General features: G+C 36.1%; 21 protein-coding genes and 1 pseudogene. 13 read left to right on the top strand and 9 right to left on the bottom strand.

Translation table 11 applies throughout. From position 1 onward, the window contains the following. Nucleotides 1–186, top strand: a 186-nt coding sequence (locus tag LY11_RS19090; protein ID WP_170132724.1) for an ATP-binding protein, incomplete at its 5' end; no start/stop codon positions are given. A 122-nt stretch (nucleotides 187–308) separates the two neighbouring features. Further along, nucleotides 309–473, top strand: a pseudogene (locus LY11_RS27380) (IS256 family transposase); the annotation flags it as partial. Nucleotides 474–639: 166 nt separating this feature from the next. Here the strand turns inward: LY11_RS27380 and LY11_RS19080 are convergent. Together LY11_RS19080 and LY11_RS19075 are read right to left on the bottom strand one after the other, a co-directional pair. After that, nucleotides 640–1,077, bottom strand: a complete 438-nt coding sequence (locus LY11_RS19080; protein WP_111635237.1) for a restriction endonuclease — start codon at nucleotides 1,075–1,077, stop codon at nucleotides 640–642. Between the two features lie 168 nt (nucleotides 1,078–1,245). Continuing rightward, complete coding sequence (locus tag LY11_RS19075; RefSeq protein WP_111635236.1) at nucleotides 1,246–1,527, bottom strand: helix-turn-helix domain-containing protein; 282 nt, start codon at nucleotides 1,525–1,527, stop codon at nucleotides 1,246–1,248. 1,039 nt (nucleotides 1,528–2,566) lie between these two features. Here LY11_RS19075 and LY11_RS19070 point away from each other — a divergent pair. The 5 genes from LY11_RS19070 (at nucleotide 2,567) to LY11_RS27315 (ending at nucleotide 6,628) form a co-directional block, all read left to right on the top strand. Then, a complete protein-coding gene (locus LY11_RS19070) occupies nucleotides 2,567–3,703 on the top strand; it encodes a DUF2931 family protein (protein WP_111635235.1) in 1,137 nt (378 codons plus the stop codon). Between the two features lie 21 nt (nucleotides 3,704–3,724). Next, nucleotides 3,725–4,078 (top strand): carboxypeptidase-like regulatory domain-containing protein, encoded by a 354-nt coding sequence (locus tag LY11_RS19065; protein ID WP_111635234.1) that lies wholly within the window; start codon nucleotides 3,725–3,727, stop codon nucleotides 4,076–4,078. A 44-nt stretch (nucleotides 4,079–4,122) separates the two neighbouring features. Next, nucleotides 4,123–5,112 (top strand): hypothetical protein, encoded by a 990-nt coding sequence (locus tag LY11_RS19060; RefSeq protein WP_111635233.1) that lies wholly within the window; start codon nucleotides 4,123–4,125, stop codon nucleotides 5,110–5,112. 183 nt (nucleotides 5,113–5,295) lie between these two features. Beyond that, complete coding sequence (locus LY11_RS19055) at nucleotides 5,296–6,483, top strand: DNA ligase-like domain-containing protein (protein ID WP_111635232.1); 1,188 nt, start codon at nucleotides 5,296–5,298, stop codon at nucleotides 6,481–6,483. Then, nucleotides 6,389–6,628 (top strand): ATP dependent DNA ligase, encoded by a 240-nt coding sequence (locus LY11_RS27315; protein ID WP_111635244.1) that lies wholly within the window; start codon nucleotides 6,389–6,391, stop codon nucleotides 6,626–6,628. Before LY11_RS19055 ends, LY11_RS27315 begins: the two co-directional genes overlap by 95 nt. Before the next feature lie 104 nt (nucleotides 6,629–6,732). On the opposite strand, the gene LY11_RS19045 is transcribed toward LY11_RS27315, so the two are convergent. Continuing rightward, nucleotides 6,733–6,975: a DUF3606 domain-containing protein gene (locus LY11_RS19045; RefSeq protein WP_111635231.1), complete on the bottom strand. Its 243-nt coding sequence runs from the start codon at nucleotides 6,973–6,975 to the stop codon at nucleotides 6,733–6,735. A gap of 196 nt (nucleotides 6,976–7,171) precedes the next feature. On the opposite strand from LY11_RS19045, the gene LY11_RS19040 reads away from it, so the two are divergent. From LY11_RS19040 to LY11_RS19030, 3 genes are read left to right on the top strand one after another with little or no spacing between them, the layout of a single operon-like run. Then, nucleotides 7,172–7,624: an SRPBCC family protein gene (locus LY11_RS19040; protein WP_111635230.1), complete on the top strand. Its 453-nt coding sequence runs from the start codon at nucleotides 7,172–7,174 to the stop codon at nucleotides 7,622–7,624. Then, nucleotides 7,605–7,928 (top strand): ArsR/SmtB family transcription factor, encoded by a 324-nt coding sequence (locus tag LY11_RS19035; protein WP_111635229.1) that lies wholly within the window; start codon nucleotides 7,605–7,607, stop codon nucleotides 7,926–7,928. The genes LY11_RS19040 and LY11_RS19035 overlap by 20 nt, the downstream gene beginning before the upstream one ends. A 12-nt stretch (nucleotides 7,929–7,940) precedes the next feature. Then, nucleotides 7,941–8,399, top strand: a complete 459-nt coding sequence (locus LY11_RS19030) for an SRPBCC family protein (RefSeq protein WP_111635228.1) — start codon at nucleotides 7,941–7,943, stop codon at nucleotides 8,397–8,399. A 195-nt stretch (nucleotides 8,400–8,594) separates the two neighbouring features. Here the strand turns inward: LY11_RS19030 and LY11_RS27245 are convergent, their stop codons facing one another. The 6 genes from LY11_RS27245 to LY11_RS19000 all read right to left on the bottom strand — a co-directional run bounded on the left by LY11_RS27245 (nucleotide 8,595) and on the right by LY11_RS19000 (nucleotide 14,100). After that, entirely contained in the window at nucleotides 8,595–9,632 is a 1,038-nt protein-coding gene (locus LY11_RS27245; RefSeq protein WP_111635227.1) for a bifunctional transcriptional activator/DNA repair enzyme AdaA, read from the bottom strand. 1 nt (nucleotide 9,633) lies between these two features. Then, on the bottom strand, nucleotides 9,634–10,407 hold the full coding sequence (locus LY11_RS19020) for an isocitrate lyase/PEP mutase family protein (protein ID WP_111635226.1): 774 nt from the start codon (nucleotides 10,405–10,407) through the stop codon (nucleotides 9,634–9,636). A 527-nt stretch (nucleotides 10,408–10,934) separates the two neighbouring features. Continuing rightward, complete coding sequence (locus LY11_RS26760) at nucleotides 10,935–11,843, bottom strand: DUF4267 domain-containing protein (RefSeq protein WP_170132723.1); 909 nt, start codon at nucleotides 11,841–11,843, stop codon at nucleotides 10,935–10,937. A gap of 71 nt (nucleotides 11,844–11,914) precedes the next feature. Further along, entirely contained in the window at nucleotides 11,915–12,493 is a 579-nt protein-coding gene (locus tag LY11_RS19010; protein ID WP_111635225.1) for a Crp/Fnr family transcriptional regulator, read from the bottom strand. A gap of 180 nt (nucleotides 12,494–12,673) precedes the next feature. Continuing rightward, complete coding sequence (locus LY11_RS19005) at nucleotides 12,674–13,114, bottom strand: Hsp20/alpha crystallin family protein (RefSeq protein ID WP_111635224.1); 441 nt, start codon at nucleotides 13,112–13,114, stop codon at nucleotides 12,674–12,676. A gap of 326 nt (nucleotides 13,115–13,440) precedes the next feature. Next, complete coding sequence (locus LY11_RS19000; RefSeq protein WP_111635223.1) at nucleotides 13,441–14,100, bottom strand: class I SAM-dependent methyltransferase; 660 nt, start codon at nucleotides 14,098–14,100, stop codon at nucleotides 13,441–13,443. Between the two features lie 191 nt (nucleotides 14,101–14,291). Between LY11_RS19000 and LY11_RS18995 the strand changes: the two genes are divergently transcribed. The 3 genes from LY11_RS18995 (at nucleotide 14,292) to LY11_RS18980 (ending at nucleotide 21,084) form a co-directional block, all read left to right on the top strand. Next, nucleotides 14,292–15,284 (top strand): helix-turn-helix transcriptional regulator, encoded by a 993-nt coding sequence (locus LY11_RS18995; protein WP_111635222.1) that lies wholly within the window; start codon nucleotides 14,292–14,294, stop codon nucleotides 15,282–15,284. A 1,162-nt stretch (nucleotides 15,285–16,446) separates the two neighbouring features. After that, nucleotides 16,447–19,488, top strand: coding sequence for an amino acid adenylation domain-containing protein (locus LY11_RS18985; protein WP_111635220.1), 3,042 nt, complete (start codon nucleotides 16,447–16,449; stop codon nucleotides 19,486–19,488). Nucleotides 19,489–19,614: 126 nt separating this feature from the next. Then, entirely contained in the window at nucleotides 19,615–21,084 is a 1,470-nt protein-coding gene (locus LY11_RS18980) for a serine hydrolase domain-containing protein (RefSeq protein ID WP_111635219.1), read from the top strand. Nucleotides 21,085–21,432 lie beyond the last annotated feature (348 nt).

Below are 21,432 nucleotides of genomic sequence, written 5' to 3'. Positions count from 1 at the left end.
CAGATCTACGAATCAACATCAATTGTCATTACAACCAATAAAAAACCTACTGAATGGGCAAAAATGTTAGATGATGAGGTGATCGCCACTGCGCTTCTTGATAGACTTCTTTTTCGATGCGAAATCATTAATCTAACTGGAGAAAGCCATCGTTTGGAGAACAGGCAAACGTTCTTTGAATCTTAAAATTATTGCATTACTTTTGAAACGGACTATGCATTCATTCTTGCCATTTTCTATGTAGCATTCTTGCCGAATGTTATGTATTCCTAATTGCCAAAAACCCTGCATTCATGATTGCCGTTCACAAAGGTGCTTTTACCTCCGATTTAGCCTTAATGAAGCTTATGTTTATGGTTGTAAAGGAGATATCTAAAAAATGGACCATGCCAATCAGAAATTGGGGATTGACAATGCAACAATTACATATTAAATTTGGGGATAGAATCAAAGCCTTCGGCGGCTCTATTTAGAGTTCGATTTACACTACCATAGTAGCCCCTATGGCTAATTTGCTTTTAATTAAGAAGATATTCAGACATATACTAAAACTTTCTAATTCACCTCTATTAATTGATAAAAATCAAAAAAATCACTTCGGAGATTCTATTCAAATACCCCATTAAGTTGATAAATGCTTTATAATAATAAATTTATTGGGTTTGTATTCAATTTCTCATCAACCTCGATAAGCATAATACCTTTATTCTTTGCAAAAATATAAGCTCCCCTTTGAAAAGTACTCGTAGTAATCATCACAGGTTTAACTCCCATATCAGAAACTTGAGAAGCTTTTGCCCAAAACTCTTCCACATCATCAATTGGAACTTTATGAGTTCTGTAATCTTTACATTCAATTAAATAAAGAAGTGTTCTTCGTTCGGCACCTTCAGGCCAAACTTCCAAGCTAATATCAAAAACGATATTCTTTTCTCTTGTAGCAGAATAATATGGCTGTTTTTTAAATACTTTACAGCATGATGGAAGTAAGCCAAATTTGAAATTATTTAACGCCTCTTGTACTAAATTGTACGATAAAGTTTCAAATGCCTCTCCTTGCTCGTAAGTGTTTTTCATAAACCATTATTATTAATTTTCATGTAAAGAACTGAAACGCAATTTAAAAAGTTTTCAAAAGCCTTTAATGGAATAATTATGCAAGTTATTAACAATAAGTTACTCACTCCTTCTGGTTTCGACCGAAACACACCTGAAAAATTACAGATATTGAAAGTTGTCTGCTCCTTATCTACCTCTCCCATTTTTGCCTTCAACTAATGTGACCACATCTTCATATTTGTAGTAAATAAGCCCTCCTACTTTATTAAACTTTAGAGCGCCATTATTTCTCAAACTCTGCAACGTTCCAGGCGATATACTTAAAAGCTTTCGAACCTCATAACTTTTCAACCATTCCTTTTGCTCGCTTTGCTTATGTAACTTTTGCCCAGGTCTTCTAAGTTCTACAAACAGCTCTAATTTAAACTTTTCAAGATCTTCTTTAGTGATAAATTCCAATATTGCCATATTCTGTATATTTAAACTTGATGGTACAAAATTGGAAATGAAAAATTGTTGATCTTGACAATCTACTAGGTAGTACCTAAAATTAATTAGTTACAGTAACGTATTACAGTTAAATCAACTATAAATTGAACTTCATAGAGATTAATTTAAGCAAAAATATATAAGATAATATTTGCGGTTTAAACTAGCAATCAGTATATTACATAAACAAATTGTTCTTTAAAATTGGTCAAACCGTATCAAAATAACTGGTACCTAATTTGGTGCCCACATTGAAATGACGATCGAATATTATTCATAACTTGCTCATTTAGTACTACTTGGAATATTAGGTTATTATCCCAGCGGGATCACGAAAGGCGCAAGAAATTGCGCCTTTTCTGTTTAAAATGTTTTTTCAAAGGCGTTTTCAAAAAATAATAAGTCATTTCATACCAACAGAAACCAATCTGAATGGTGCCCGGTTCTAATTGCTAAGTTTGGGCACCAGTCAAAAAGATTCATTTGACTCCAGATTATTAAAGAGCAAGCTGTTACCGGGCATCCAGCCATAAGCAAGTTTTTAACTTTAACAGATTGAGAAATGAAAAGTAACCAAAACCTGTCCATTCTTTTTTGGCACCGTAAATCAAAAGCTGACATCAACGGCTATGCCCCTATTATCTGTAGAATTTCCATTGATGGAAAACAGATAGCAATCACATTCAAAACCAAACCTGGCTCCAGGTCACCGGCAGCACATCTGAACTAAAATTTACAACCGGTGCCCAATTGCAACCGGAATCGAATACAAAGGACAACAGAAACCAAAACCCAACATCCCAGATGGGATATTTCATCTAAGAAGCATGTCTAAAAGCCATCAAAAGCACGTTTATTTTTTATCCCAGTTAAGTCAGTTATTATTGAATTATTTTAATAGTAATGGGCTTGATCCACCTGAGAAATAATCCTCGAAATTAAAACAGTGGAGAAATAAATTTACATATTAGGCATGTTTATTGAAGCTCACAACACCAACAAAGATTAACGCAGCTAAATGGAAAATTCAAGAAAGTATATCCTACTACTTATTCTTTTAGTCTTGCAAATAGAAGCTTGTCAAAACACAAAGAAAACAAGCGATACAGAACAGATCAAACTGGACAAGGAAGAATATAACAGACCTAATGAAATCTGGCCAAGCAATAAAAATGAGAACGGAGATTACTATTATTCAGTCAGTCTGAATAGTTTTCCAGGTTATCTGTCCGAAAATGCAGGCAGTCATTTTACAGCGGGGAAAGAAGATCTCCAATTTTTAACAATGGAAAATAACAATTGGACCATCACTACAGGTGCCGTATTGAATAATGAATACCATGCAATTCCAAATCGTTTAAACGTCCAGTGGTTTTCAATTTCAGAGAATAAATTTTACAAAGGTATTTTTAAACTACCAGCAGAACAGCTGAAGCAGTATTTTGATAAAATATGGCTTACCTATGGTTCTGGAATGGCCAATTACGAGGCGGCCAAATATGAAAGGTTCAATGACCTGATTGTCGGCGTAACTCCTGGAGGAGGGGTGATTATGTGGATCAAATCCATGTCGCAACAGGTAGAGCTTGGATACTTCCAGGCTAAAGAAACCGAAGTTGACTGGGATGATTTTGCAGCCATGAATAACTTTGGTGCAGGAAGTACAAGGGACCGATATGTTAAAAGCTATCAGCCCGACCTCACCTTTCCCATCCCTTTTGGTAAAGCAGAAAAATACCGCAGCAAATATTTATGGAAATGTGCACTTGAAGCCAATCCGGATATGATGGTCAGTGGTTATGAATTGGCTATGTTTAACGCCGAAAAGGAGTTTTTGTACCGGGAATATAAAAACGGCACAAATGATCTTCAAGCAAGGGCTGTTCCAAAAACAATTAGCTTCCTGGTACAGAATAAAAAAAAGAGCTATAATTTTGAGATAACTTTTAACAATAAAGATATCTTCAAAGCATTTCAAACCATTTTTGCCGGAAAAAACAAAGAAGCTACCTTAATACTAAAACTAGACCAGGATAATGATGTAGCTAAAATCATGCTTCGCGGCAACCATCAGGAATATGTCTTAAACTCGTCTAAAGTTGAGATTTTTTCCGGAGCTTATAAACCACACATACATCCAGTCAAAGAAAAATAATTACTGTAAACGCGCTGGCACATGAAAAGAATGATTTTTTTAATACTGCTATTACCGTGTTGTAAGGTAGAAAAGTATACCGGATATGTCTATGGTTTGGACAACAAGCCCCTACCCCGTGTGACCGTTACCGCCTTACATGAAAACGAGAAAACGCTAACCGATAGCACGGGATATTTTGAGCTAGATAAACTCCATGATATTTCTGGTGAGCTGGTATTTCAAAAAGCAGGATTCAGCACCGATACGATTACCTCCATTCAGATACAAAATGGGGAACAACAGAAGCGAAGGTTTAAAGGAGAACGAATTTATCTTTTAAAAAAGAGTTATAAAGACTCCATTTTCAGGGCCAATGGGGTAATTAGAAAATAAAGACAAGCATTTCAATAAAAAACCAGCTAAGTAGTATTTTAAACATGAAAAAAAGTCAATTTGTATACCCTTTATTACTTGTGTTAGCCTATGGATGCCAGCAAAAACCATCTGGTGAACATGCAAGTCATGTAAAAACGGCTAACTTAACGCAACAGCCGAATGATGGAATGAACTATTCCGACAGTATCACGCGACTGTATTCAGAAAACGCTTATGCCATCTTGAGCGAACATCATTACAAATTTCCCTCTTCCACTGATTTTGAGCAAACAACACATGACATTTACCATATTGATGTTAAACCCGCAAAATTCGATGATGTACTTTTATCAACTGATGAGGGACCAGCTCCTGTAGCAGTCAGGCAAAAAAACTTCATTTACATATTCGATCACTTTGGGGATGCAGAACCAAATATAGATAAAGCCCTAACTTACCACTTAAACAACTACCTGTTTAATAAAGACATGGGCTCCAGGAACTTATTACTAAACTCAAAAAACAAAGGATACTTATTTGATTTGGTAGAAAAGTACGGTTACGCAAAGGACGAATATTTGCTGAACTATATATTAGATAAAAAATACAAGAATATCGATAGCTTTGAAAAACTGGGGAGCATCTTATTTATAAAAAAGCCAGACGGCGATCTTGAAATCAGAACAGCAATCTTAAATTTCATCGCAGCTAAAACCAACAAAAGCGACGTAATCCTGGCAAGAAACATTTTGCTTTACTGTATCAATTTAATTGATAACCGAAAAGAAAGCGAGTTTACAGCCCCTCAAATAGCTAAAATAATCGCATTCGCGGCAAACTCAATAGATCCCATTTATAAAAAGTATCATGGCATTAATGACCAGCATTGGGGAACAGCATCGATCCTCTCCTATTACTTAGCTAACATTGGCGAGCAGCAATGGAATGAAGTTGAAGCGGGCTACCTGAAGAAAAAATATTACGATCTGGCAAACTTATCAGCCATGATAGCTTATGCAACACAATTTGACCAAATTGGCGCTCCAGATTAATAAAATACCAGCTCAGTCAGGTGCTTCAGCATTGGAAGAGTTCAGTACCGTATTAGCGCATTCAGAAAAGCGCGACTAGGTGTAATACAAGTCATTGACACCAATGGAAACAATCTGTAACCCATAATTGATCAGTAAATACCAGGCAAAAAGTTTAATTTCAAAAAGCATAAACAACTACACATGAAAAACCTACTGATGCTGTTCTCTTTTTTAAGTCCTGCCCAAATCAGCTGCGGACAACAAACACCCCCAGCCCGTAAGGCTCCAATCCCAGTAAAAGTGCCCATTACCGACTCCAATCCAGAAAAAATTACCGCACAGAACTATATACAAAAAGAAGTTAAGTCTGTTCAGCCCGGTTCACAGGGCTATGAATACTATTTCTCGATTAGCCCAAAAGAATGCTATTACGAAATCTTAATCAATGATGTACCCGTTTACAGACATTTTGAAGATGGAGGCGTGTCAAGTCCTGTATGCTTGAACCCCTACATTAACCATTCTGGAGCACAGACATTTACTTATCGGCTATATCCGCAAAACACAGGAGCAGATGAAGGAAGCCTAAAGAAATTAACAGCAGAAACCTACTTAAATATCAAACTGTTCGCACGCAAAGAAGCTGATCGGATCAACGCCTACAAAAACCAAAAAATGGTATTCAACCATACTAAAGCCACTTCCGCTGACGGCCACACCTTCCCAGGGGCCGGTAAAAACTTTTACGAATATACCATCACCTTCCAGGCAGAGGTACCCTATAAACTTTTAGGCACCGACGATAGCCAGGATCTGAGCAAGCTAGACCAAAAAACACTCCTGAGTAAAACCCAAACTGCCTATCAATATTACTGGAAATTGATCAAGGACAAGAAAATGAATGACTACTTCCGCATGGGATTCAAAAGTGATGTCGCAGAAATCCAATCCTGCTATTTAAAAGCAGAAGACCTGGAAGCAGTAGAAGAAGCAGACAAGTTCCATTTTCTCATCCCTAAGTTCAAATTAGCCAACATGAAAGATTATCAAATGCATTTATATGGCAATAGAGTTATTGTATTTACCAGCGAAGGTAAGCCGGATTTTGATATAATACAGTTGTACAATGGGCATGAGTCCCCTATCCAGTATTGTGTCTTCGGCTTGTTATGGTTAGATGGGCACGATTTAATGGGTATGCCACTGGTAAAGAGAAAAGAATTATTAAAATCACTTGTCTCAAAAAATCCTGTACTGAAATTTAGTGAAAGGCGGTTACAACTAAAAGACATGCCTGGAATTTTGGAAATTAAAGGCGTTAGAAACAGACAAATCCCCATTTGTAAATCAGGTACTAGATACAAAAGGTGCCCTTACTCACTGGGTTAAACCGCAGCTGGTTGCCAATTTCGAGTTTGCAACCTGGACAAAGTCGGGACGCATACGCAAGCCAGCAACATTTTTAGGTTTTAGATACGACAAGAAACCAAAAGATGTTGTCAGAGAGATACCCAAGGAAAATAAAGGTGAATAAAAAGAAAGCGGTGAACAGTCCTCCGACTCTTCACCGCCTATCTAAATTAACGCTCTCGAATATTAAACGCTTTATAAATGCGATTATTATAAAGAGATTCATTACTATTTTGCTTTTTTTCCTTTAATATACTTTTCTATATCAGCTCTGTCATTTGAACCAGTAGCTCTTTTTGCTCCAACGATTGTCTGTGTGCTCACTCCTAGCTTGTCTGCCAGGTATTTCAGTTCATACGGTTGTGCAGAATTAACGGATGTATGTTCCACTTGTGATCCTTTTGTTTCGATTTGATTGTCATCATCCAACCACACATCGAAAAATGTGTCACTATCGACATAAACGTTCATGGGTCCCTTTTTGGAAAAATTTCCCGCCGCGGGAATAGCGTTAAATTTAAGCCTGACTCCATCACTTCATTAGGTAGCATTGTAAAATTGCTTAGCCTTTATAGCCAGCCCCAATAGTAGTTTCATTTTTTTTGAAAAAACATTTGCGTAACCCACAAGTTACTTATATATTTGAGTAACTTATAAGTTACTCATTATGGCGAAAATTATTAAACACCAATTTTTCTTCCCTCATTCAATTGAGACTGTTTGGGAATATCTGACGAAATCTGAACTGATGGAACAATGGCTCATGAAAAATGATTTTCAGCCTATAGTAGGGTTTGATTTTCAATTCAGAACAAACCCAATACCGGTCCTCGATTTTGACGGAATCTTCTACTGCAAGGTATTAGAGGTCGTTCCCTTTAAAAAGATTTCTTATTCATGGAAGAGTGGCCCTGGTAAGGGCGAGATTACGCTTGATTCAGTAGTCATATGGAAACTGGAACCTAAGGATAAGGGCACCGACCTATTCTTAGAACACAGCGGCTTCTCGAAAAAAGAAAACCTAAGTATGCTCAATGCTTTAAATGATGGCTGGCTTAAAAATATGCACAAAATTGATGAACGTATAAACTCTGCACACAATGGCAATACCAACGCTTGACGCATTCCAGGTGATCGGCGATCCGAGCAGGAGAAAAATGTTGATGCTGCTCTCAGCCGATAGTTTGACAATCAATGGCCTGGCAGATAATTTTGAGATGAGTCGTCCCGCAGTTTCAAAGCATATTAAAATACTTTGTAATGCGGGGTTTATTTCTATTCATGACATTGGCCGGGAACGGTATTGCACGCTGAAAAAGGAAGGCTTTGAAGAACTCCAGGCCTGGATCTCGCACTTTGACGAGTTCTGGACATCGAAAGTGAAAAAGTTAGAAACCTTATTAAATAACAAATTATCCAACTAAAAAATCAACAAAATGACGACACAAGATTTTAATACTACATTTTCGGTAGATCAAACTTCGAATGCAGTATTCAACGCCATCAACAATGTTCGTGGATGGTGGTCAGAAAATATTGAAGGCGATACAGACCAGCTCAACGATGAGTTTATTTATCAGGTAAAGGACTTACACAAGTGTACCATGAAATTAATAGAAATTATACCAGACAAAAAAGTCGTTTGGCTGGTTCTGGACAACTATTTTAATTTTACGGAGGATAAGACGGAGTGGACTAACACAACAATCGAGTTTGAAATCTCTGAAAAGGAAAATATGACGCAGGTTCACTTTACACACTGGGGTTTGGTTCCCGAATATGAATGTTATAATATTTGCTTTGATGCCTGGAGCAGCTATATCAACAATAGCTTGCGTAGCCTCATCGTTACAGGTAAAGGCCAGCCGAACCCTAAGGAAGATGTTATCGTATAAATAAAAACCAGAACACTAATAAAATATTGAGTTATGAATATAGGAATTATCGGTTCAGGCGGATATGAACGACAGTTATTATAAATATTATACTCACCCGGTATTTCATCGCAGGGTCTTTGTGGTGGACAGATATTCCTTTAAACAAGAGATCAGTGGCGTTTTGAAAATGTACCCAGCCCCTGGTACTTTTAATTATGTTTGCTGTTCTAACTCGATTAAATATTGCTTTCTCCAAAGTCCACCACCATAACCAGTGAGTTTCCCATCAGCTCCAATTACGCGATGACAAGGAATCAAAATAGCAATTTTATTCATTCCATTTGCGTTGGCAACTGCCCTTACTGCTTGAGAATTATTCATAATATCTGCCAATTCTCCATAAGATATCGTTGAACCAAAGGGAACTTCTTGCAAAGTTTTCCAAACTTTGTTCTGAAACAATGTACCGGGAGTAACAAGAGGAACTGAAAATTCTTTTCTGGAACCTGAAAAATACTCATTAAGTTGATCCTCCAATACACGAAAATGCTTGTTGCTGCCCTGAATTATTATAGCATTTAACTTTTCTGAAAGCATCTTAAACTCCGTTTCTAACATTCTTCTATCTGTAAATTCCAGCAGACAGATACCATCTTCGACAGCACAAACACACATGGTTCCCAAGGGGGTTTCAATTCTTGTAAAATCAATAACCGTTTTGCTTTTACTATTTTTAGGGGAAGTCCCGAAAATACTTTTAAAGGAATCTCCAAATCCACTCAATGAATCGAAACCGGAATCAAATGCAGTTTTAGTAACAGAATCACCATTCCTTATTTTTTTGAACGCTGAATTTATCCGGAACATTCTTTGATAAGCATGGAAAGTGATTTTGTGACTTTTTAGAAACCATCTTCTTACTTTATTCGGTTCCACCCCCCTTTTTACTAAATCACAATCTTTAAACTTTATGCTGGGATCTTTGATTAATTCGTTAATCAATTCCGTTATGTAAGATGGAGTTTCATTTAATTTTTCTAATGGACAACAAATCTTACAAGGCCTATATCCTTTTGTTATGCAATCTTTCACAGTCTTCAGGAATTCAACATTCTCCCTTTTAGGTTTTCTAGCCGTACATGATGGACGGCAAAAAATGCCTGTAGTCTTTACCGCCGTATAAAAAATGCCTTCGAAAGAAATGTCCTTATCTAAGGAAGCCTGGTACATGATTTCGTGGGTCAGCTCCATATTAAAACAAGATCGAAAAATTATTATTACTAATAAATGAAGTAGCAGCCTCCTGCAATTTTTGATATAAAAAAGCATTTGCAAAATTGCCCATACTAATTCTTTTTACTCCAAGTTCTCTCAGCTTATCAAAATCAGGTAAATCTGGCATACACATTACGTTGACAGGTAATGAGGTACTTTCCACAATAGATGCAATATCTTTTTCATTCGTAATACCAGGCAGAAAAATACCATTGACAGATTTGTTTTCGTATACTTTGACTCTTTCAATAGTTTCGACTAAGGCATTATCTAATCCCAGTAAAAAAACATCACACCTCACATTAATAAAAATCTCAATTTTGCTTTTATTAAGCATCTGAACTAATTGCTCAAGTTTAAAAGAGAATTTAGTTAAATCTTCTATCCTCCTTATACCGTCCACCATTATAGAATCCTCCAAATTAATTCCAACAACCCCTAATTGGGACAATTTAGAAATATTTTCAAAAATCACCTTTACGTCACTTCCATATCCTGCTTCTAAATCAACGGTTAATGGCAATGTAGTGCTTTCCAATATTCTTTTAATTACAAAGAGATATTCGTTAAAAGGTATATTCTGTCCATCTTCATAACCCAAAGAATTTGCAATAGCCGCGCTTGAAGTCCCAATTGCCTTGTAACCTAGTTTTTGAAAAATCAGTGCACTTTGAACATCCCATATATTTCCAATAAGCAAAGGTTTTTCTAAATGATGTAGTTTTTTGAAGTTTTCGATTTGTATTCTCATATCATTGATTTATTATTTATGCAAATAACCTTTGTTAAAATTGCCCATACAACCGAAAAATTAACAAGCATTTTTTTTAAGGCCAGCACTATAGCGCATACAATGTGACCTGTCCATTTTTGAAAGGATATATCTGCGCCCGGATGGTACTTGAAATTGGAAAACCATAGATAAGGTATCAATGTTTATTTAAATTACTATCGGTCATTGTTAATCGAAGGTCTATGAAACCCAACGTGATCAATCTCTATGATTTTCTTTTCCAAATATTCACTTTGCTGTTTTGTTACAAATAAATAAGCATTATATTGATGGCTATTATTGGTTAATTGAATGAGCTGATATTCGTTGTAATGCTTCTGGATTGGCAAAAAGCCTATGAAATACCTGCAAAGTTTTAAAACTACTGACCTTTTTTCAATTTAAGACAGCTGAAAGATATATGAAAAATCCAGGTAACCACGTGCGAAAACCCCTCTTTACTTCTGTAAACAGGGGTTGTGGGGTCACAATTCGTTAGTGTTTATTTAAATCTCTGGATTACAATATTTCTGCATTAATTCATTCAGACGCCCATTTTTAATAGCGACTCTGGTAATAAAATTAAAAATCGGCTCAGCAATTTTTTGTAATCCCACCATTCTCGAATTGTTTAAATAAACAAAAATTGCTAAATCTGATAATTTCTTTGGCGTTCCTGCATCGCTTGCCAAGCCATCTATTGCTAGTCCTTTTGAGATCAAAAGTGCATTTTCAAAGTTTTTATTGCCCGGGCTCACAGTCACTTTGATTAAACATTCGTCATTTGACACGTTATGGAAATAGTGTTTCTCATTAGGCTTTATTGTTGCAATGTCGCATTTATTCAATTGCTGAATTTCATTGTTATGACCAAATTCTAAAGTACCGCTTAGTACTTCAAAAGTCTCCGAAAAAAGTGTATGGTAGTGCCACGGCGTTTTTTCACTGGGCACAATATTGAATTCAATAATACTATCCTTATTTGTATCTGCTGAACTGATAACTTTAATATATCCCTTTGCTTTCGGAGCTCTATTTTTGAGTCTGGTTATCAATAAAATTATTCCGGATATAGCGCAAATGATGATGGCAATAATGTGCGGCATTGCTGGGAGAATACTGTTATTGCTTTTACTCAGAACGACAATCATATCATTAACAGGTATTATCGTTCCTGCTAATAAGGTCACACCTAAAACCCGCCTCTCTTTCATCAGCACAAATGCGCAAATAACCAGGCCCGAAAATATATCTCTGATACCTTTTATATGATGAAAGGAATAATCTCCTCCTGCATTAAAGTGAATGCCGAATCCGGCAGTGGCCACTTCTGGAGATAGAAAAAAGCGAACCCCTAGAAAAATCATTCCCAGTCCTGTTAAAAATGCAATTGCATAAGAAATTTTTGTTGTCATGATATTTTATTTAAATGATGACACAAAATTATCAGGATAGCAACTTGCATTAATGCACCCAGGTTAACAAATCAAAATTGGGTTGAGATTCTTTTACGGATCCGGCTTAAAGACTGGGGTTTTACACCAACGTAAGAAGCTACATGGTATTGGGAAATCCTTTGTTGCAAGTCTGCGTGGTTTTTTAAAAACCTTTCATAACGAAGTTCAGGTGTTTGTGTATAAAATGAGCTAAGCTCCTGTAGTAATTTTAAAAAGACGGCCTCAATTGCAATTCTGCCAAAACGTTCTCCTTCACGGATGTTCGCATATAGTAACTGCAAGTCATTATGCGAAATAACTAAAAGATCGCTATCTTCCAGCGCCTGTATAATTTTAGAAGATGGTTTTTGAGGAAGAAAACTTTCATAATTACATACGTATTCATTTTCCTGAGAAAAGTCGTATGTTTTTTCCTCACCATCGTGATTAATATAGTAGCGCATTAATCCCTTTGTAACAAATCCAACTTGTTTGCAAACTCGTCCCTCCTCCAAAAAAAATTCTCCCTTTTTATAAGTCTTTACCTTAAATAAAGATGATACGGTGTCTCTCTCGGCCGGGCTTAGCGTAATCAAATTTTGTATGCTATCAAGTAAGCTATTTATCATCTCAGGATGTTTTTCATTATGATTATTTAATAAACAGCTTCATCAGGAAGTTATAAAACAGGTTGATAATATACCTTGTAAAATACGACATTTTTGAATTAAAGTCCAATTAGAGAGTTTTCCATAATAAATAAAAAAAGAGCTACCTGACGGTAGCTCTGCAGTAAATTTTTGAAAAACTTATTTAATTTCTATTTGACGGCTTACTGTCTTTGCTTCTTCTCTTTTTGGAATATCAATTTTTAGAATACCATCATTATAGGTGGCCTGAATACCATTTTCATTAGCGCTTTCAGGCAAGGTAAATGAGCGAACAAAAGAACTATAGCTATATTCCCGCTTAGAAAAATTTCTTTCTTCCTGTTTTTCTTCTTTACGTTTCTCCACGGAAATATTCAATATATTTCTCTCGAGGTTTAATTTAAAATCTTCCTTTTTAAGTCCGGGAGTAGCTAATTCAACATGATAATGATCTTTTGTTTCACTGATATTAGCTGCGGGCACCCTGCTAACCATACGATCAGCAAAAAAAGTATCATTAAAGACGGAATCAAATACATCATTAAAGCCTGGCATCAATGAATTTCTCTTGTTTTCTGGATTAAATTTAACCAATGTCATGGGTTTTTCCTCCTTAATTTAATTTAATGATTAAAACTATAATTAATTAAACTAATGAACTTGTGTTCGATAAGATTGCAACAACTGAAATGCCAAATGCTTTTTCACCTATACAAGCTGAAAAAATTACAATTTTCATGAAAATCTTTCAGATTACGACTGTCAAAAATTCAGAAAAAACCAGCTATACCACTATTTTATTTTTTGTTGCCCGGCTTCATCAGTAATTTTCGTCACCTAAGTGAGATTAACAACAATACAAAAAACTCAGGCGGAACTGGAGTTGCTATTGGAATTCCTCATCGCAGTTTTACTATTTCTCTTACTTACTTCCTTCCAAATACATTTACAAAAGGCCTTACGATCCCTTTCCCATTCTGACCAGTGATCTCTTCGGTCATTTGTTTCACTTCAACATCTACGAAACCTACTTTGCTGAAAAAAGTTTTCACCTCATTAGTATCGTAAAAAGTAAAATCAGAGCGCGTCCAAGGCAGGTCTACCCCAATATTTTTTTCCATAAAAGCCAGGCTAAGTTTTCCTCCAGGTCGTAACACACGATATATTTCCTTTAAATGGGCTACTGGGTCTTTCCAGAAATAAATGGTATTTACCGTAAAGCAACCATCAAAAAAATCATTTCCAATATCTAATGTACCATTTTCTTTTGCCAGACTAAATTGGGCAGTACCTTCATTTATTTTTAAGGCGGGGGCGGACAGGGCCCCGAGTACCACTGTCTCAGAAATATTGTTTCCATAATAACCAATCCCTATCACTTTTTGAAAAAGAAACGGAAGGTATTCCCTGCTTTTAAAGCCAATTTCTAACACCAAAGAATGGTCGGCCAATCTCAGCTGATCCACAGTTTTGGAAATCATGGTACGGCAAGAAGGTGAAACTTCACGCTCCATTTTTTTGCCTGGTATGTCATCAGGACTACTTGCATGCGTACTTGTTTCTTTAAAATATATCTGCTCTTCCATGTTTTGCTTTCTAAATCTCTTTCCAGATAAATTCTATCAATGGTCTCAATTTCCCTTGAGCTTTTTTAATTCACAAAAGTGAGAAATAGCTACTCCGGAGATTTACACAAAACGGATTTTCTTTTACAAGAAAATGTAATTTTTGAAAATCTTTATAGAAAACATCCATTTTTTTTATCATTATTGCCTTTATGGCAATTAATGTTGGTAAGGATTATGAGGCCTTGAAAAAGGTAGGTGGGAATTTTGAGCCTTTTTCTAATCAGGGGCAATTCGTTAAAGAAAGCAGGGACAGATACCATTTTTCTTTTAGTGATGCTGAACTCTGGCAAATCAATACTCCGGATCTTTATATCGTATACGGCGACATTTCATTCAAACAGCGTCAAATCTATTTCAGGCCGACTAACGATCTGCCGGATATGGTTAAATTGCGCTTTACTTTATCTGGCAATGGGACCATATATAATGCAGTGAACAAGCAGTACTATATCTTTAGTTCCAATCAGCAAAACATCATTTACATGCCAGAACTGGATGGTACAGGTGAATATGATATGGACAGTAATTACCGCTTCTTTGAGGTCCATTTTGCTAGGGACAAATTTCTACAACTTGCCGAAAATTCCACCAGGGCGCTGCAGGTTCTAGCTGACCATCTGGATGCTGGCCGTTATTCACAAATGGCCGAACAGAACCTGCCGATCTCCTGGGCTATGCAAAATTGTATGCAGGAAATCCTCAATTGTACTTATACAGAAGGACTACGACTCTTATTTATCGAGTCAAAATGTACAGAATTGCTTGTGCTTCAGGCCGAAGCTTTTGAAAGTGGTGTTTTTAAAAATGAAAATTCGCCCCTACAATCTGCATATGATAAAGATTGTATCTATCATGCCAGAGATTACCTGATTCAGAACATCCAGCAACCACCCTCTATTTCACAACTGGCAAAGGTATGCGGTATTAATGAATTTAAGTTAAAAAAAGGATTTAAGGGCTTGTTTGACAAAAGCATATTTGGTTATTTAAGTGACCACAAACTCAACTACGCTAAGCAGCTTCTGCTAGAGGGCATACCTATAAAGGCTGTAGCTTTTCAATTGGGTTATTCTTCCGTTCAGCATTTCAGCAATGCATTCAGGAAGAAATTTGCTGTCCCGCCGGGGAAAGTAAGGTTGTAAAATTAATGTTGTTTCACCGGTTGGTGGAAAAGGATCACTTTCCAGGCTACAAAGGCAAAACTAAGAATGTTAAGTTATTATCTTAATCCAGAAGAACTGAGACAAATCGCAGTAAGAACGCAGGATTTTCCAAAGTTAATGTGGCTTATCTTCATTATTGCTTAAAATTATCATCCCATTAAGAAAGAGCGGGACCTTTGCACAAAAGTCATTCTTAGAATTTATAAATGTTAACTCAATGTACAAATTTCCAGAGACTCCAGGTCTATCTTCATTAATTCTCTTTATTTCGAAGCTGGATAATTGTAGATCAGTAGATCGAAACCGTTTATTCAGATGACATTTTCCTATCTGAATTATCCTATTGAAATCAATACTATCAATATTTACTTGTTTTAGTTTTTTCATTCCCCCGTATTCAACCCCCCATATCTCATACAGCGAATCCCTGGTTCCAGAACTTAAGATAATGTCGTAATGATTCTTCGAATAATTACATTGATAATAACCACTACCTACTACTGAATTAACCTGTTTTTTCTTATTTGAGCCACTGCCCGAGCAAGACATACACAGAGTTATAATTATTAGCAGCACTGAATTTCCCACAAAATTATTATACATAAGCAGCTATAACGCAATATTTTAACTTCATTACCATTACCTTTATTACGACTTTCCAAGCTCAATCCAATTACAATTAAAATCAGAAAGTACTTTAGATTATAACCTGTGACAATATTATAAAAATCGATTCAATTTAAAAAATATGCTATAATCAACCTCCTACCTGAATTAAATGGTAAATAAACCTACGTATTCCACCCTTATAACAGCATAACCTGAACAAATCATAGATTATGTGACTTATTTAATTAAATAAAATATAACCTTATCAATAAATTATTAAATTATAATAAATCTGCATTACCAAATACTAAAGACATCTATTCATTCTATTCATCTTATGGTATATATAGATGATAATTAAAGAAGATAATCGTATCTAAATCATATAACAGCAAGTATTTAGTCGGTCTGAGCCGAAAAATATATTAACATAAATTGAGATAATTTTTACTATAAGATAAAAATGAACAAGATGATTTCCTAAAAAACAAATAATTACCACCAGATTTAATCAGTTTAAAAAACTCTTAAAATGGCTTCAAAATCTTCTATTTTGCCTGAACAGGCTTCGCAATTGCCTTTAGTTTTTTCAAGTACAATTCTTACTTTATTTACGGAAAAAGTTAAAAGTAACCCCAAACAAAATGCGGCGACTTTTATGCACCAGCAGATCAGCTATCAGGACCTTGACAAAAAAAGTAGTCTTTTAGCTTCTCAACTTATTTCTTATGGAGCAAAGCCGGGAATGCTAATCCCTATTTGGCTTGACCGTTCTCTGGAATGGCTTACAGCAGTAATTGCAGTTTTAAAAACAGGAGCTGCTTATATCCCAATTGATCCTGCTTATCCTATAAAAAGAGTTGAATATATTCTTACGGATGCTAAAACGAGCTTATTGATTGCCAATTCTAAAAATGCGAAAATACTACAGCATAACAATCAGACCGAAATAGTCATATTAGATCATTTAGAGGAACTTAAAGGGGAATATGATGTCCTTTCTGTACCTGAAACAGATTTACAGGATCTGGCTTATGTCATCTACACTTCTGGCTCTACAGGAAAACCAAAAGGTGTAATGATCCGTCACGAATCTATTAAAAACCTAATCATCTGGCATAATCACCTCTTTAATGTAAACCAAAATAGTCAGCTGACATTAGTCGCCGGACTTGCTTTCGACATTTCTGTATGGGAAGTCTGGTCGGCCTTATGCTCAGGTGCCACACTGCATATTGCAGATCAGCAGCAAAGAGCAGAAACCAGTTCTTTAGCCTCATTCTTCCTGAAGAAAAGGATCACACATGGCTTTGTTCCAACAGTTTTGGTTCCGGATTTCCTTGAAAACAGCCGCACGGCAATACTTAAAGAGTTAAAATTTCTTTTTACAGGTGGCGAAAAATTGAAAACTGTAAAAACAGATGGCCTGCCTTATCAGTTGATTGACTATTATGGGCCTACTGAATGCTCTGTTTTTGCAACTTTTCATCCGGTACATACCTCAGGAACAGAACAAAATTCATCTATAGGAATGCCTGTTGGAAATATTCACGCTTACATTCTTGATACTAATCAGCAAATGCTTCCAGAAGGTAATATTGGAGAACTTTGTCTAAGCGGAACAGGCCTTGCTAAAGGTTATTTAAACAATGAAGAACTGACCCGTCAAAAGTTTGTAGAACATCCTTACCAGCAAGGAGAAAGACTATACCTTACCGGAGATCTGGCCAGATGGCTATCTAATGGTGAAATACAGTTTCTGGGCAGAAAAGACAAGCAAGTTAAAATAAGAGGGTTCAGAATAGAGCTGGGAGAAATAGAAACTACATTGCTGGCAGCCGACCATAGCATTCGGGACGTTGTTGTAATTACCAAAGGAAATTCGGAGAACAATAAGTACCTGATAGCGTTTTTAGTTTTAGAGACTAACGAACCCGATGTAAACAAAATCCGTCAACATCTGAAAGATGAATTACCTGTCTATATGATGCCTGCGCATTTTATCCCGATCAAAAATATCCCGCTTACAGCAAATGGTAAAACTGATGAAAATGCACTGAACGAACTTGCACTTCAATATATCAAAGATGTAATCCCATCCAGTCCACCTGAGAATGAGATGGAACATCTTATTGCGAAAATATGGGCAAAGACTCTTGACAGGCCGGTAATTAACCGAAGTGACAACTTTTTTGATATTGGGGGCGATTCATTACTAGTGGCCGTTGTAGCAGTTTCACTTAGTAAAGAATTAGGTATGAAAGTCTATTTGAGGGACATTTACCAATACCCTGTTCTTCAGCAACTTGCAGACTCTATTCAAAACAGGACATTACAAACAACAGAGTTCCCTAAAGAAGACGTAGAGCCTTATGTAGAACTTCAGCAAGATGTCTTTCTGCATCCTGAAACGGAAAAATTTAAGGATTTTGATGTTAATATAATGAATGATCCTTCTGATATACTGCTCACAGGTGCTACAGGATATGTCGGTATTCATTTACTCCATGAACTTCTGGAAACAACCTCAGCAACCGTTTACTGTCTTGTCAGGGCACGTGATGAAGCTCATGCGATAGAAAAAATAAATGATTATTTCTCAGCCTACCATATACAAGTTGGGGATAACCAGCGCAAACGGATCATTCCTGTAGTTGGGGACCTGACCCAATCTGATCTTGGCCTTAAAAAACAACAATACGACCAGCTGGCTTCTACGATCCAGATGATTTACCACTCTGGAAGTTCGGTGAACTTCATAGAACCTTACTCTTACATGAAAGCAGCAAACGTAGAAGGATTGAGAGAGATTATAAAGCTTGCTGCTGCTGAAAAAACTAAATGCCTGGTATTACTTTCTACCATTTCTGTATATAGCTGGGGACATGTATTTACTGGTAAAACGGTCATGAAAGAAAGTGATGATATTTCACAGAATATTATGGCTGTAAGTAAAGATATTGGCTATGTAAGAAGTAAATATGTGATGGAAGCCATTGCTGACCTGGCAGCAGAAAAGGGACTGCCATTAATAACCTACCGCCTGGGTTATGCGATGTGCCACAGTAAAACCGGAGCAAGTGCACCTTATCAATGGTGGGCCGGATTGATTAAAAATTGTATTGAATATGGTTCTTATCCGCAGCTTAAAGAACTTCGTGAAGGTTTAATTACCGTAGATTACATGACAAGGTCTATTGGTGCTATATCCAAAAATCCAAAGGCCATCGGACAAAAATTTAATCTGATTGCTTCTCCTGAAACCAACCTTACCCTGCAAGACTTTTTCGACTTGCTGGAGCAGTATTATACATTTGAATTAAAAGGCCTGCCTTACAAAGACTGGCGCAAACAATGGGAAGATGATAGTAAAAACAGACTTTTCCCACTAACAAGTCTGTTTAAAGACAATATGCACGAAGGCCTTTCAACTGTAGAGCTTTACCAGGATACTTATATCTGGGATCAAAAAAATGTAGAAACGTTTCTAGAAAACACGCATATAAAAGAGCCAGTATTTGATAAAAAAATGCTGGATATTTATTTGAAATATTTGGGAATAGTAATTAACTAAGATAAATAATTATCATTGGAGTAGATGGCGTATGCTTATATCGTTTGCAACCTGTAATATATAATTGCGTTTTATATATAATGTATGGAGATAAAAACTACCTTTATTGATAAATAAAATATCTTTATGAATAGAAAATTAGGACTGCTGGTTTTATTATTTATTGTAACAACACATATTTTTGCTCAAAACAAACAAAAAGGACTGGATGAATACTTTTCAGCATTATCACAAAATCAGCAGTTCAATGGCAATGTTTTAATTGCCGAAAATGGCAAAATTGTTTATGAGAAGTCATTCGGTTATGCAGATTATTCAGACAAAAGAATTAATACAGCTCAATCCTCTTTTCCGATGGCCTCCATCACGAAAACAGTCACTTCTACAGCGATCTTACAGCTAAAGGAAAAAGGGAAACTACAGTTAAACGATCGTGTTACAAAATTCCTCCCTGATTTTCCATATACTGAGGTAACGATTAAACAATTACTCTCACACACGTCAGGCTTACCCATTTACGATACACTTTTTTATGCAATGATAGCTGAACACCCGGATACGGTTTTCACTAATAAAGATATAATCCCTGCTTTCATTTCAAAAAAAGCGTCATTAATTTTCAAACCCGGGGAAGATTTTTCCTATAATAATGTGAACTATAATATTCTGGCTTTAATCGTAGAGAAGATTACAGGTCTATCATTTGAATCGTATCTTAAAAAGTATATCTTCCTTCCTGCCGGGATGAAAAACACTTCTTTGTCGTTGTTTTTCAAGCGAAAAGACAATAACCTGTCCAACAGATATTATTTAAAAGATCCATATACTGATCAGGTGCGGCGTGCAGATACAGCCGCTGAATTTAAAATCATTTACAGCTTTAATTTTCAGGGACATGGTGACATTATAAGTACTGCTCATGATTTATTAAAATATGATGAAGCCCTTTATAACGGAAGCCTGTTAAGCAATGCGACTTTAAAAGAGGCATTTTCGCCAGTTAAGCTTGCCAATGGAAAAGATAATATACAAAGATATGCGCTGGGATGGATTACCAGAGAAGACACTTCAATGGGAGAAATAGTTAAACACGACGGAGGTCTTCCTGGTGGTCGTACGATGCTGTTAAGAAACATTACCAGACATCAAACGATTATCATTTTTGATAACACGGCCAATAATGTTATCCCAATTGCAGATAATGCCCTGAGCATTTTAAATGGTAAAATAATTGAAAAACCCAAACAAAGTGGTGCCAGAATTTATGGAGTTACACTGGCATACAATTGTCCGGAAGCTGCTGAAAAGGCCTTAACGAAAATAAAAAAAGATACCTTAAACTATTATTTAAATGAAGAGGAGATAAATTCATTAGGGTATGCCTTCATGCTTAATAATAAGGACTTTGAAGCAGAAACCACATTTAAACAAAACACACAGCTTTTTCCTTTAAGCTGGAATACCTATGATAGTTATGCAGAAATTTTGTTAAAACACGGGAAGAAACAGGATGCTGTTAAAATGTATCAGAAGTCTATAGCGCTTAATCCTGAGAATGAAAATGGCAAAAAGGTATTGAGACAATTATTGAAATAACTCAAAGATGAACTCACGCTAAAGCCTTTTCAAAGAATTTCTATCTGCGATCCGAATGATAAGTTCATAGTAGTTCACCTATATTTCATAAGCTTGTTCATCTTTATTGAGGTATCTCTCCGGCAATTTTGTGTTATAAATAATAAAAAAAATATCAGGAAAATTAAACAACAAATTAGCTGTCATTACAGGCGGCAGCAGTGGTATTGGTTATCCATAACGAAAAACTGGTTATGATTTAAATTATGGGAAGGGAAAGAAGCTCATTCCGAATTATAGGAGAAGAGTTTCTTAGCTATACCTGATAGCTATGATTTACCTGTGAAACAGGATTTAGGTTGATGATCG

Origin of the sequence: Pedobacter cryoconitis (assembly GCF_003259615.1) — a bacterium.
Taxonomy (GTDB): Bacteria; Bacteroidota; Bacteroidia; order Sphingobacteriales; family Sphingobacteriaceae; genus Pedobacter; species Pedobacter cryoconitis.
This window is presented reverse-complemented; position numbering and strand designations above follow the sequence as displayed.

Bases quoted from the DNA above. Each gene is read 5' to 3' on its own strand.
- LY11_RS19000 (WP_111635223.1), bottom strand. From the start codon at position 14,100: ATGGAAGAGCAGATATATTTTAAAGAAACAAGTACGCATGCAAGTAGT.
- LY11_RS19020 (WP_111635226.1), bottom strand. From the start codon at position 10,407: ATGAGAATACAAATCGAAAACTTCAAAAAACTACATCATTTAGAAAAA.
- LY11_RS19080 (WP_111635237.1), bottom strand. From the start codon at position 1,077: ATGAAAAACACTTACGAGCAAGGAGAGGCATTTGAAACTTTATCGTAC.
- LY11_RS18995 (WP_111635222.1), top strand. From the start codon at position 14,292: ATGGCAATTAATGTTGGTAAGGATTATGAGGCCTTGAAAAAGGTAGGT.
- LY11_RS19035 (WP_111635229.1), top strand. From the start codon at position 7,605: ATGGCAATACCAACGCTTGACGCATTCCAGGTGATCGGCGATCCGAGC.
- LY11_RS19070 (WP_111635235.1), top strand. From the start codon at position 2,567: ATGGAAAATTCAAGAAAGTATATCCTACTACTTATTCTTTTAGTCTTG.
- LY11_RS19040 (WP_111635230.1), top strand. From the start codon at position 7,172: ATGGCGAAAATTATTAAACACCAATTTTTCTTCCCTCATTCAATTGAG.
- LY11_RS19045 (WP_111635231.1), bottom strand. From the start codon at position 6,975: ATGAACGTTTATGTCGATAGTGACACATTTTTCGATGTGTGGTTGGAT.
- LY11_RS19075 (WP_111635236.1), bottom strand. From the start codon at position 1,527: ATGGCAATATTGGAATTTATCACTAAAGAAGATCTTGAAAAGTTTAAA.
- LY11_RS19065 (WP_111635234.1), top strand. From the start codon at position 3,725: ATGAAAAGAATGATTTTTTTAATACTGCTATTACCGTGTTGTAAGGTA.
- LY11_RS19010 (WP_111635225.1), bottom strand. From the start codon at position 12,493: ATGATAAATAGCTTACTTGATAGCATACAAAATTTGATTACGCTAAGC.
- LY11_RS27245 (WP_111635227.1), bottom strand. From the start codon at position 9,632: ATGGAGCTGACCCACGAAATCATGTACCAGGCTTCCTTAGATAAGGAC.
- LY11_RS19030 (WP_111635228.1), top strand. From the start codon at position 7,941: ATGACGACACAAGATTTTAATACTACATTTTCGGTAGATCAAACTTCG.
- LY11_RS19060 (WP_111635233.1), top strand. From the start codon at position 4,123: ATGAAAAAAAGTCAATTTGTATACCCTTTATTACTTGTGTTAGCCTAT.
- LY11_RS26760 (WP_170132723.1), bottom strand. From the start codon at position 11,843: ATGACAACAAAAATTTCTTATGCAATTGCATTTTTAACAGGACTGGGA.
- LY11_RS19055 (WP_111635232.1), top strand. From the start codon at position 5,296: ATGAAAAACCTACTGATGCTGTTCTCTTTTTTAAGTCCTGCCCAAATC.
- LY11_RS19005 (WP_111635224.1), bottom strand. From the start codon at position 13,114: ATGACATTGGTTAAATTTAATCCAGAAAACAAGAGAAATTCATTGATG.
- LY11_RS18985 (WP_111635220.1), top strand. From the start codon at position 16,447: ATGGCTTCAAAATCTTCTATTTTGCCTGAACAGGCTTCGCAATTGCCT.
- LY11_RS18980 (WP_111635219.1), top strand. From the start codon at position 19,615: ATGAATAGAAAATTAGGACTGCTGGTTTTATTATTTATTGTAACAACA.